Annotated in this window: 8 protein-coding genes and 1 pseudogene; 3 read left to right on the top strand and 6 right to left on the bottom strand. The window is 34.0% G+C overall.

The window, feature by feature from the left end:
- Positions 1-48 precede the first annotated feature (48 nt).
- A complete protein-coding gene (gene zapE / locus deia_RS04550) occupies positions 49-1,002 on the bottom strand; it encodes a cell division protein ZapE (protein ID WP_146821005.1) in 954 nt (317 codons plus the stop codon).
- A gap of 1 nt (position 1,003) precedes the next feature.
- Complete coding sequence (locus deia_RS04555) at positions 1,004-2,338, bottom strand: cytochrome c biogenesis protein CcdA (protein WP_146821007.1); 1,335 nt, start codon at positions 2,336-2,338, stop codon at positions 1,004-1,006.
- Between the two features lie 76 nt (positions 2,339-2,414).
- Between deia_RS04555 and deia_RS04560 the strand changes: the two genes are divergently transcribed.
- A complete protein-coding gene (locus tag deia_RS04560; RefSeq protein ID WP_146821009.1) occupies positions 2,415-6,731 on the top strand; it encodes a hypothetical protein in 4,317 nt (1,438 codons plus the stop codon).
- 150 nt (positions 6,732-6,881) lie between these two features.
- On the top strand, positions 6,882-7,286 hold the full coding sequence (locus deia_RS04565) for a hypothetical protein (RefSeq protein ID WP_146821011.1): 405 nt from the start codon (positions 6,882-6,884) through the stop codon (positions 7,284-7,286).
- A gap of 92 nt (positions 7,287-7,378) precedes the next feature.
- Here the strand turns inward: deia_RS04565 and rnc are convergent, their stop codons facing one another.
- From rnc to deia_RS04585, 4 genes and pseudogenes are all read right to left on the bottom strand, one after another.
- Positions 7,379-8,182, bottom strand: coding sequence for a ribonuclease III (rnc, locus tag deia_RS04570; RefSeq protein WP_146821013.1), 804 nt, complete (start codon positions 8,180-8,182; stop codon positions 7,379-7,381).
- Positions 8,183-8,703: 521 nt separating this feature from the next.
- Positions 8,704-9,759 (bottom strand): annotated as a pseudogene (gene ftsZ, locus deia_RS04575) (cell division protein FtsZ); the annotation flags it as partial.
- Between the two features lie 27 nt (positions 9,760-9,786).
- Positions 9,787-10,836, bottom strand: coding sequence for a hypothetical protein (locus deia_RS04580; protein WP_146821017.1), 1,050 nt, complete (start codon positions 10,834-10,836; stop codon positions 9,787-9,789).
- Positions 10,837-11,067: 231 nt separating this feature from the next.
- Complete coding sequence (locus deia_RS04585) at positions 11,068-12,375, bottom strand: alanine:cation symporter family protein (protein ID WP_146821019.1); 1,308 nt, start codon at positions 12,373-12,375, stop codon at positions 11,068-11,070.
- A 121-nt stretch (positions 12,376-12,496) separates the two neighbouring features.
- Between deia_RS04585 and deia_RS04590 the strand changes: the two genes are divergently transcribed.
- Positions 12,497-13,042, top strand: a complete 546-nt coding sequence (locus tag deia_RS04590; RefSeq protein WP_146821021.1) for a hypothetical protein — start codon at positions 12,497-12,499, stop codon at positions 13,040-13,042.
- The last annotated feature ends 99 nt before the right edge of the window (positions 13,043-13,141 follow it).

The following is a 13,141-nucleotide window of genomic DNA, read 5'->3' on the forward strand; positions in this document are numbered from 1 at the left end:
TCTGGCATGGCCTTGTGGTGCCAAAAAGAGCCCTAAAAAACCCCTAATTTAACTAAACACTCTCGATATAGCCCTGCGTAAAATCGGCATGCTAGATGCAATATCCTCACCATGCTCTCTGTAGTTAAAATCTGCAACTGTTTTTATCTCCCTTGCCCCGTCGTATAATATGTCAATTAAACAAATAAACCGCAATAACGCATTCCTATCCTCACTTGGCATTTCAATATTGTATATCACAAACCTCTCAAATCTTCCACATAATATAGCGTAATCCCTTGCACCATAAGGCTTTTTGCAAAACTCCTCAAAATCAATCAACGCCATCCCATTGCAATGCTCAATACCTACCCTCTTGAAACTAAAATCAATCTCCTCATACTCAACTAGCCCATTTCCCCATAATATCTGCCTTATAAAACCCTCCTGCTTGTCTTTTGAAATAATAAAATTCCTCTCACTTCCATCCATTAACCCCCTGTAATCACACCCACTGTCTAAATAAAATACCTCCATCTGCCTATTGAAATACTCAATTAACTCCAAAAATCTCTCCCTTTGTAATCCATTTGCATATAAATCACTCGTATATGTGTTGGATGTAATTACTAATATACACCCCCTCTTTCCTAAAAATATCAATAACCGCCTAATTAATACGCTGCTTACAACATCTAATACCTCAAACTCGTCTATACATAATAACCCTAAATGCCTGTACCTCTTAAATACATACATCATAGGGTCAGCATAACCTAACTCCTTGCCCTCGTTAATAAACCTCGATACCTCCTGCATTAACTCTATTAAATGCATACGCATTTTATTCCTGTACCTTGCCTCCTTGAAGAATACATCCATTATCATCGTCTTTCCCCTTCCAACTCCCCCATAAATATACACCCCACTCTTCCTGCCTCTTTGCCAAAATCTCCTCTTGGCTTTATACCCACTTAAAACCTCCAATAACTCCCTTTGCCTTGCATCAAAATTAATCTCCATGCTATATATTCTTTGCTATAATATTTATCATCTCAGACTTCTTTAATATTCCGGAATATACACTTCCCCCAGGCTCGCTCGATGAGGCAATATATATCGCAGGAATGCCAACAATCTTGTTTTCAGCCATAAAATCCTCAACCTCCTTGGAACTCCCATTTGTTATGTCCGCTACCATATACACTACATCATTTTCCCCAATCATCCTTCCTATCTCGTCTGAATCAAACAACAATACATCCATAATCTTACACGTAACACACCAATCCGCAGTAAACCTCACCATAACCGTCTTTCCCTTAAATACATACTTCTCAAGCTTTTCAACATTAAAATCAATCGCCTCAGGCTTTACTATCTTCCCATACTTATACTCAAGTACACCCTTGAAAATAGACATACCACTAATTACTACAAATATACCCATCATTAACCAAATGATAGATTTAATCACACTTTCTGAACTCTTTGCCATATAAAATACAATACTTGTAACTACTAATATAAACGGTAAAAATAAAAGTCCATAGGGTTTTTTGCATAAAAGATATACTAGCCATAACATAGTCATAAACATAACCATATTACCCATAAAACTAATATACCTCATCCACGCCCCACTCTTTGGTAAAATACACCTTGCATCCCTCATTAATCCCATCATAAGATACGGAAACCCTAAACTAAACCCAATAGACAAAATAATAATCCATGATATAATAATACTCTTTTCAAAAATAGCAATAGCTACCATAGACCCCATAAATGGCCCAAAACATGGCGTAGATAATAGCGTAGATGTAACCCCAGATATAACCCCAGATATAAAAAACCACTTGTCACTACTGCCCCCCTTCATGCTATATACCCTCTGATTTAACGACATCCCAAATACATAAAATAACCCTATTATCGCAAGCCCAATACTTATCTCGCTTTGAAAATATCCACCCCACAAATATACCCTGCCAATACTTTTAAAATACCATATAACACACCCAATAACTGCGAAAAATACCATAATCCCACAGAAACTTCCAAATAAATTCGCCTTCATAACCCTTATGTCATCCAATCTTGATAACTTTCTAATCATCCCCGCCTTGATAGATAAAATCGGTAATACACATGGCATTAAATTTAAACATAAACCACCAATAAATGATAAAAATATATACCCAAGAATAACACTAATACCCTTGCCATCTATCTCAAATACACTATGCTTGCTTGCTAAATCAATGCAGTCACTCTTTTTGCACATGTTTGCAAAACCATCCACAATTAACCCTAAATACATCAAAATAGATATAAAAATAACTTTCATTTTTCTCATAAAATCTACTATAATCGCTAAACATCAAAAAATTATTGTCAAATATTTAATCAAGAAACTTGACAATAAAAAAATTGTGGATATTTTTTCTCGGTTAAAAAACGTGTATCAAAATAATGTAGTGTATCAAAATGATGTAATATCTCTAAGGAACATAGAAGAAATCGAAGCAGCACTCAAAAACAAATCAAAGGACCAATATATTAGCATTCTAAATAATCTTATAAAAAAAGCTCGCATTTATCCGCAGTGCGTAATAAACGATATCGAGGAAATGTACAAATTCTTATGCATTAACTATGCATGCCACCGAAAACTTCTAGGCGATATATCATACCTGAAATTACTTGAAAATATAAAACACGACTTAGTCTTAAATAAATACGATACAACTCTGGTAGATCAAGAAATAGTGGCAACACAACAAAAAATACAAAAACAAGACACTAACGTGAATTATTATGATCTTGAACTGAGTGTCATTGAAGATAATAAAAGAGAAATAATAAATAATCAACTTAAAAAAATCCCTCAAACAATTCACAAATTTGTCCAAGAGCAAGATGGGTTGAAACAAACAAAACAAGATTGCACGACAATATCAAAAAATATACAAAATCTAGAATCACAAAACCTTAAGCTAACAGAAATCGTAAAAGTAAATGATGAAATATTAAAAATTTTACAAGGTAATATCAATACAATAAGTAAAAATTTTAATGAAATACTTAGGGGTGTATTTCTGTCTAAAAAAATTAACCATATTATAGCAACAAATCATCGTAACGAAGATCTTTTTACCCTTAAAATCCAAGATAATCAAATTATTCCAATATGTAATTATCAAAATAACATTCCAGAGGATATACAAACTATTATTAATGATACCCTTGCAATGGTCATAGATTATACCTTGCAACAAGTCTTTAATTCCAAAATGCCGCAGCAACAACAGAAGCACCAAGATGATGAAATATCAGATGAAAAAGGCATAAATAAAAATTCAATTCAAATGCCTATAGTAAATAAATATAATCAATTTGAAAAAGCTAAAAAAGCCAAACAATTGCAAAGCACAATTAATCTCGATATAATACAATCAACAAAGCATGAATTAAACAAACTATCACAAAGATTTAGTGCTATATCTGATCATATATTTAGCGATCCAAGTATCCAAACAATCATACAGAAAGATAAGACAATAGATGCACCAATGTATCTCTCCCAAGAACAAATAAATACTTCTATTGATGCACTCGAAAAATTCTACAATCAAACAAAAACTAACCTGTGTAAAATATTAGATCAGCATATAAAATACGATAATAAGAAAAATATCTTATCCATCCAAGAAACATTATTCGAAGACGAAGCTGCAATGTCTGCAATAATAAAATTATTAATAGAGGATTTTACACAAGCAATCCCAATTCATAAATTGTTTTCAGAAATCCAAACATCGCAAAACCAAGGCAAAATATTTGGTAAAGACTATCAAAATATTTCGACACTTTTAAAAACAATATCATCATTTGGCACAACGGAAGATAACATACAAATGACAAAAGACATGAAAGCATTTCATAATAAGAAAATGTTAACACAAGATAAGGATACATTGTTACAGAAATTAAAAACAATATTACAAATATTTTTAAATGACAATAAATTATCCGATAATATTCCTTTATTCCGTGAACAAATAAACAGTATCGATCTTTTGTCACTCCAGAAAGATAAAACAGTACAACCAAAACAGCATGTTTATTTTCAGGATGATGCCATATATGATAGAGTATATATACAACTTCAAAAATCCCTAATCAACTTACAAGACAAGCAATCACAACTTCAAAAATCCCTAATCAACTTACAAGACAAGCAATCACAACTTCAAAAATACACATCCCAAAATACGATATTAGAACAAAATCAATTATTACCAAAAACGCAAGCACAAGACGAAACAATGATAATAACGCAATCAGAGCAACAAAATAATAACCTGCGTACATTAACCTCAACATCTCTCACAAAGAAAGTCAACGAAACCAAAATATATCTATTACAGCAGGATATTTCTGCAATAGACCAACAACTCATAGAGACTCAAGAAGCAAGTAACAATCTTACACAAATAAAATCAAAAATACAATTACAGTCTAATGAACCAGACCCAGAAAAGACATTCATCCCCCCAAATAATCAACGCATCGCAGACATCACAATATTGCAAAATGACATTAATAAACTAATAGCAAAGATTCATAACGAAAATAATAACCCACTAAAACAAGCCTATATTGATACTTTAAAATCACTATACTTTAAACAATTTAAACTCTATCTTGCAATACTCAACATACACCTTCCTGAAGAACTCAATGAATTGGAAAATTTACCTATATATATAACAGAGCAACCACAATCGCTGGAAAGCAATCCATTCATTTTACAAACAGTTAATGTCATAAAAACAGTATTTGAGAGAATGCAAGACGACCTCATGAATCTTGTATACTCTTATGAAGAAATATCTCTAAATCAAAATAACTCTTCGCACACAAATAAAACGACAAGCCAAGAGATAAAAGCGAAAATCGATACTGCACTCAATGAAATTAATGAATTTCAACATATTTTAATTCAATTAAATCATGCAATAAGTGAAGATAGCATTGTTACAAATAAAAGAAGAGCAATTAAAGAATTAATCAAAGAATCTTCTGATTTCAATAATGACCTTCAAGCAAAAATATACGACGACGTCATAATAAAAAATGAAAGAAAAATAATGGAAAATTATAAAACATGCAAAAAAGAAATAATATCAGATCCTAATATCATACAACCCTCACAACAAGTACCTTCAAATCCTAGTATCATACAATTCGCAAGACAAATATCTTCAGATAAGAATATAACAATCCTTATAGACTATATTTATGAAAATTACTCCCCATTCCTAAATAAATACCAAATCAGCAGAATGGACCGTATCATGAAAGAAAATAAGCAAAATCCAAACTATATAGACCAAAGCGATAAAGAATTTATTATCAATGCATTCAAAGATCTTGTTAATAAGAAAAATAAATACCTAGAAGATGAATTGAGGCAGAAGCTGCAAGACAACACAAACTACAACGATCCATTCTTGAATGCACAAGAAAATGGCAAACTTAGTAAGAGACATGCAGTTCTGAATTATATTCATAGTTGCGCAAAACAGAAATCATCATCATGTATACCATGGCGTAACAAACAAATACAACAAACACAACCAATATCAAAAATTACATCTTGCAATTCCTTGCATGATGCAAACACATGCACTCATGAATATACTTTATCATTCAACAAATTCGTATCTTCTATCGCACAGCACATCAAAAATAAACATACCCACCCATTCAAGATTAATGCTGTTGATACAAATGGTACTAAAAACTACACAATATCTACAACAACACAGGATAATAATCCCATAGACTTATATGAAATGAACGAAAAAAACGCCAGAATCAATGCAATAACAGCACAAATGAAAAAAATATCTCACAATGCAAAACCAAAGGGGACTAAAGATAAAGACATGCTCAAGATTCAAATCACTTGCACCCTTGAAGACATTCAAAAACTTCTCACAGAAGATCAAATAAAAGAAATAGATCAATTTCACTATCTTGCATTGTCTGATGATTATGATGATCAAGAGGAACAACGGTTCTTAGATAAATGTAACCAATACATTACACTATACAAGCAACAAAATGCCAAAATGCCAATCAATGAAGGTTTGGAATATAGCATAGGACGCAATGATGATACAGAAGAGCTGGCATCCTATTCGATTTATAAATCTTTACAAGGCACACCTAACATAACACCAACGATGAAAAAGATACAAGATGAGATCACCGAATATATCGAGAAAAAATATAGCGGAAAATTCACAGAAGCACAAATGAAAGAAATCATTTCTCAAAATTATGCTGATAAGCTTAAAGAAAAAGAGTTATATACATATATATCAGGTACCGAGGAAGAGCTAAAAGTTATAAGTAGAAAACTCAAGCAAAAAAAAGATGGTAATTGGAATAATGCATTGCCACAACCAATAACACATCCGTCACCTACATTTAAAAATAACAATCCAAATCATACTCATTATATAAGCCTTACCAGCGAACAAGTTGATATACTATACAATTATCTTAATCGTAGCACAGACGTCAAGAAAAAGCGCAATACTCAAAACAAAAATCAACAATTGTCGCAAGAACGAGAAAAAAGAATAAAAACAAAATATAATAAACTGATAAAAGAATGTGAGATCGATACAATATTGGCTGACAAAGCAGAAAAAATGATAAAAAATTTCAATTAATACAATCAAAATGATGAAAACATTAAAACACTGAAAAAACTTGTCACTGAAGATAGACAAGTTAAACTCGAAAATGGATTAGTAACAATAGCAAACAAACAAGGAAAAATAGACGAAAAACAACAAAGAAAAATACCTGATACTGCATCAATGCCAAAAATTATTCAATTGAATCAGCAAGAAGACCAAATAAGTAGTGATTCAAGTCAGCAAATTCAATATGATTCAAGTCAGCAAATTCAATATGATTCAAGTCAGCAAATTCAATATGATGATCAACCAATGAAAGTTGAGAAGAAACAAGATAATGATGATGAAATCAATAGTGAGCAAAGTAACAACAAACAACAAAATATCTATCAATCTTTGACTAAAAATGCATCCAAAATCTACAATTGTGGATATAATAATATATTCCTCGATCAATCATCTGAAAAACAGAAATCAATCTCTCTAATAGATTTTTCTGAACTTCAAGAAAAACAATCTTATGTTGGTTCCTTGCAGAAGGAAAAAAATGAAGAAAGCTCTATAATACCACTTTCTCAAAATTAAACTATCTAAATGATCTATACAATATTGCCAAAGATAAAATAAATCACATATTCTTATCCCCTTATGGCTAATATTGTTATAGATAATAAATGCTAAATCTTCTCCTTGTATAATCCAAGCGCTTCAATCATAATCTTTGCAGCACTCTTTTCAGCATCCTTCTTCGACGCACCAATGCCTTCAAATCTCCCATCTACTCCATCAACACTTACGCAAACCTTGAAAATAGGCTTGTGCTCCGTTCCACTTATCTCAATCGTCTCATACCTTGGTAATACATGAAATTTCATCTGCGACCATTCCTGTAAAAAACTCTTCGCATCAACTAACTTCCAATCAGATATACCATCTATATGCACCCTCCAATGGCTCTTTACAAAATCAAGCGCAATATCTATCCCTGCGTCTAAAAATATCGCACCAATCACAGCCTCCATCGCATTTGCTAAATTCGACTCGTTGCTCCTTCCATCATATTTCTCCTCGCTAACTGACATTACAATATACTTGTCAATCTCTAGCCTCTTTGCAATCTCATAACATACCCTGCCACATGCAAGGCTTGCATACTTTTTCGATAAATCCCCTTCAGAATCATCACTAAAAATCCTAAATAATATACTCCCAAGGCAAAAACTTAATACCCTGTCACCTAAAAACTCTAATCTCTCGTAATTAAACTTTCTTGATGACCCCTTAATCTTGTCGTTTAAAATCTCGTCCATCTTCGATGAAATACTTGCCTTTCTTGGAACGCATATCTTCGCACTCGGGTGCATTAATGCCTCCTGCAATAACTCAATGTTCTTAAAATTGTACCCAAAATTACTGCATAACTTATCATATGATAAAAAATGCGTCCTAGATACAATCTTAGGATCTATCTGCCTGACCATAAAATATTTACCTAAAATACCTTCTTGGCTATGTATTCTATTGAATTTTTCTCTTCATTGAATAAATTTCCGTCAAAGAAATCCTTCTCTGCAATCGATGTTCTCGTCTTACTTACTTTTTTTTTTTCATCATCTCCGCTGCCAAATAAAATATTATTAATAACACCGCTGAATCCAAATTTCTTCTTTGACAAACCACCTTCACTACTTGCAGCCTCTTCATCCCCAGCAACACCATTTATCTCCTTGTCGTAATCTCTTTTAACCTTCTTTAACATCACCTCCCTTTGTGGCTCACTTATCTGCCCAAATAAATACTCGTCATCCTCAATAATCTCAGATGATGCCGCCTTCTGGCTTTTTGTCTCAATTAACTCTTCTTCATTTGCATCAAAATCTCTCTCAACATCATCCATAAAATCATCATCTAGCTCATCTTCCTCATCATCCATGACTCTTGCATCTTCAATCTCAGCCTCATCCTCAATTTCCATAGCCCTTCTTGACCCTGCAACCTTTACTTCTTTCTTTACAACATTTCTCTTGGAAACATCCTCCTCAGCCTTCTTGCCGCTGCTGCTTTCAATAATATCATCATCCTCGTCACCAACACCAGTTGCAACAACAGAAACCCTTATAATCCCATCATATTGCTCGTTAAATATCGCACCAAAAATAATGTTTGCACTGTCGTCTAAATTGTTTCTAATAGTCTCAACAGCATCGTTGACCTCAAATAATGTCATGTCAGACCCACCAGTAATATTTATCAATACACCCCTTGCCCCATTTACCGATGATATGTCAAGTAATGGATTTATAATAGCACTTTCAGCCGCCTTCACAGACCTGTCCTCTCCAGTTGACTCCCCAGAACTCATCATCGCCCTTCCCATGTTCTTCATAACCGTCTTAACATCCGCAAAATCAAGATTTACAAGTCCCGGCATCGTAATTAAATCAGTGATACACTTAACCCCACTATATAATACCTCATCTGCAATCTTAAACGCATCAACAAACGACGTTCTTTCATTTACAACCCTAAATAAATTCTGATTTGGAATAACAATTAATGTGTCAACATGCTTTCTTAATGCATCTATCCCACTTTCAGCAACCCTTTGTCTTGACTTTCCTTCAAAATCAAATGGCTTGGTTACTACACCAATGGTTAAAATCCCCATAGACTTTGCAATCTCCGCAATCGCAGGCGCAGCACCAGTCCCAGTTCCACCACCCATTCCAGCAGTAATAAATAACATGTGCGTTCCCTCCAAAATGCCTCTAATGCTATCCTCACTTTCCATAGCAGCACTCCTTCCCGTCTCAGGTAATGCCCCAGCACCAAGCCCCCCAGTTACATCCTTTCCTATCTGAACCTTAGTCTCAGCTAGTGAATACTCAAGCGCCTGTGCATCAGTGTTTATCGCAAAAAACTCAACACCGTCAAGCCCAGAACGAATCATATTGTTTATCGCATTGCCTCCAGCTCCACCAACTCCAAAAATAACTAGCCTCGGCTTAAAATTTTGCTGCTTTGATACAGACGCTACAGAATCTAAAGAAATAGACATAAAAAAAAGAAAAAATAACTAAAATAACTATATAAAACCATTTAACCGATACGCAAACCTGCTAAAATAACTGTAAAATTTCCCCATAAGATTCATCTTGTAATCACTAATCTCACTTAAATCAATACGATTTTTAATATACTTACTAATTACCCCATGTAATACATCATATCTCGTCTTGCTTAAATCAGTTTCGTTTGAAATACTTGCACTATAAATAGGTACATCAAATATATTCTTTGCAACATCCCTTGTTGTCTCTAAATTCTTTAAATCTCCATCTATAATAATCTTCTCAAGCACGCAAGACCTTCCGCTTGATATAAAATCCTTGTTTAATAACCCAAATAATCTCTCTATACTCTTTACAATAATCTTCTTTAACTTAATCTTGTCAATTACAAAATCCCCTAAATTCGCATAATCTATAACCCCAGACCCGCTTAAATATAACCTAAATATCTTGTTTGCCATCCTTATCTCAATGTTTAATTCCTTTGCAATCTGCACAACAATAAAATGCGACCCAAGCCTTATAATCCCGCTCTTTTCAGCACCAATGCTGCCAAGTACGCAATATGAAATCTCAGAATGCCCAATGTTTATCAATAAAATCCCCATGCTGTCATCCTCCGGCCCTACAAAACAATGCCTCATAGCATAACTAATAGGCATACTAAAACGCAATCTCAAATTGCACGCATTTAACATGCTCGAAATCCTTGCCGCTATATCCCCTAATATATACAAACCTAAATTAATAGACTTAATCTGCCCACCCTTAATATACCTTATGTCATCCATAACCTCCCCATCGCTTGAAATGTACTTCATCGTCTCAATATCCATTAATACATTGCTTTTGCTTAAATCTTCAAAATGCTGCCATATCTCACTTTTCATCCTAAATCTTGTCCCCTTGTCCGCCTCTAATAAATCAAAGAAAAATATATGCCTAACTCCTAACTTCTCTATAGCAAACATAGAATCAGGCAGGCACAATACTATATCACTAATTACAACCCCCGTGTCCCTTTCTAAACTATGAATTAACTTCATTAAATGCGTCTCCATCATCGTCATGTTTCCAAAAAACCTCTCATCAGATGTCGGATCAATCTCGCTTGATGCCTGCTTTATAATCTCATAACCCCTCGTTGCAATATTAACCTTCGCAACGCACGCTATAATGCTTACATCCTTAACGCATATAAATGTTAAAACCTCAGTCTTCCCCAGAACCTTTAAAAAAATAGTACTCCCTTATAAATCATTTATTTTTTAAAAGCAAGCTTTTTTTCCAAAAAATTATCTCCCTACAGTCTCCCGCTTCATATATCCCGATAATCTTAAAATCCCAATAATGTTCAATATTATACATAAAAAGAACGATAAATCAATAATCGGTAATATCCTTCCTACATCCTGCGTTACAACTATAATTATCGTCATAATATACACCCCCCTGCATATCATAACCCCCTTACCCTTCATAACAAACCTCCACGCCTGCTCAACATTATACCCATGCGATATCGTCGTCGTAAGCCCAAATAAACATACAACACATATAAAAATCCCCTGCGTTATAAAACTTCCAGAAAACGCATGCGATGCTATCTTCACCCCTAACATCCCATTGCTTGCCGCAAGATGATGCGTGTTCGTTATTAATACGCAAACCCCAGTAATACACATGGTTAAACTCACTAAAATAGGCTCCCATGATACAAACCTTGCCTGCACAAGCGCCGACGCATTCGATTGACTGTTTGCAATCGCAGATACCCCAGTTCCCGTGTCAGATGCAAATAATATCCTATGTAATGAATACCCTAACATAAAAATCATCCCCCCACTACACCGCGGCCTCATCGCATCAATCATAACATCCCTCATCACACCCTCAAAATTCCCAAAATTCCTCATAAATATATACACAGCACATACGCAATATAATAATATCATCGTCGGTACAAGCCTCGATAATACCTCAGCTATCCTTACAATCCCACTAAATAAAATAAATCCCGTAAATATCGCAACCATTATCCCAAGCCCTAATCTTATAACATTTATCCTCGGGTGCCCAATAAATACACTCTCAGCTATTAAATCCCCTATCTGATTAATCTGAAATGTCCCCGCCGCAAGATACGCTATAAAAAATACAATCCCATATATAACACCAATCTGCCTTAAAATCCCCATCCTTTGAAATCCATCCCTTAAATAAAAAAAACTCCCACCACTTACCATCCCATCCTTCACACTTCTAAACCTATGCCCTAAATATACCTCGCTAAACTTTATAATAGACCCAAATACCCCAAGTATTAATATCCAAATAATAGACCCAGGCCCAGCAATAGTAACACACATAGCCCCTCCAAAAATGTTTCCAACTCCAAGCGTCCCAGCAGCAGCAGTCATAAACGCAGAAAACTTCGATATATTCCCACTCGCTGCCTCATCAATCCCCTTTGCACCCCTGAAATTTATAAACCTTAAATAAGCAAATAAAAATATGCTCGTTCCTAAAATTAATAATACAGCAAAAGGAATGCCAAAAATCGGGTACAAAATAATCCCGTTTAACCAATTAACTATCTTCATAGCATTAATACATTTTCTACACTAAATTAAATATAATTTTATTATCAAGTAAAATGTTTTAAAATATGCTTCCATAAAAAAATTCCCTACATATACATAACACTCACATATTTCTTAACAAGTGGATATAATAACAACCCAAACTATTAATAACTTCTCCTCATCCGTCCAAACCCTTGCCCAAGAAACTAATGACCTTCTTTCCCAAATCCATACAATACAGCAAGAAGAATTCGACTCCCTATCATCCCGCCTTGATAAAATGTCTCGTATCATAAATCGTAACTCCATGATAATACAACGCATCACTAAAATAAATATCGATACCCAAGACCAAGAAATATCAGAACCATCAATCGCAGATAAACAAATAATGGCTCGAACCCTCGCTATGGATGGCCTTGTCATCATAAAACCAGATAACCCAAGTGATGAACAACAGCTAATCTATGATGTTGTTCAACATATTAACCCAGTAGATAAAATATCAATTGATAATGTCCAAAATATCATTACAGAATATAATGAACGCATCAAATATCAACTTAATAACCAAAATATTAATGACGATAATAATGATGATGATAACTATGACATCCAAGATAATAATATCACTCAAAATTCCCCATTAAATATAATAAATCTCAATAATAACAGCCCTCCCTAAAATACTTGCTAATATCTAACCATCCAATATCTTAACTAACTTACTTAATTATTTAATTTAATCTATGACCTTGCCTCTAAAACCAATAAACCAACCACC

It is taken from the genome of Candidatus Deianiraea vastatrix (genome assembly GCF_007993655.1).
Taxonomy (GTDB): domain Bacteria; phylum Pseudomonadota; class Alphaproteobacteria; order Rickettsiales; family Deianiraeaceae; genus Deianiraea; species Deianiraea vastatrix.

Bases quoted from the DNA above. Each gene is read 5' to 3' on its own strand.
- deia_RS04555 (WP_146821007.1), bottom strand. From the start codon at position 2,338: ATGAGAAAAATGAAAGTTATTTTTATATCTATTTTGATGTATTTAGGG.
- deia_RS04585 (WP_146821019.1), bottom strand. From the start codon at position 12,375: ATGAAGATAGTTAATTGGTTAAACGGGATTATTTTGTACCCGATTTTT.
- rnc (WP_146821013.1), bottom strand. From the start codon at position 8,182: ATGGTCAGGCAGATAGATCCTAAGATTGTATCTAGGACGCATTTTTTA.
- zapE (WP_146821005.1), bottom strand. From the start codon at position 1,002: ATGGAGATTAATTTTGATGCAAGGCAAAGGGAGTTATTGGAGGTTTTA.
- deia_RS04580 (WP_146821017.1), bottom strand. From the start codon at position 10,836: ATGATGGAGACGCATTTAATGAAGTTAATTCATAGTTTAGAAAGGGAC.
- deia_RS04565 (WP_146821011.1), top strand. From the start codon at position 6,882: ATGCCAAAAATTATTCAATTGAATCAGCAAGAAGACCAAATAAGTAGT.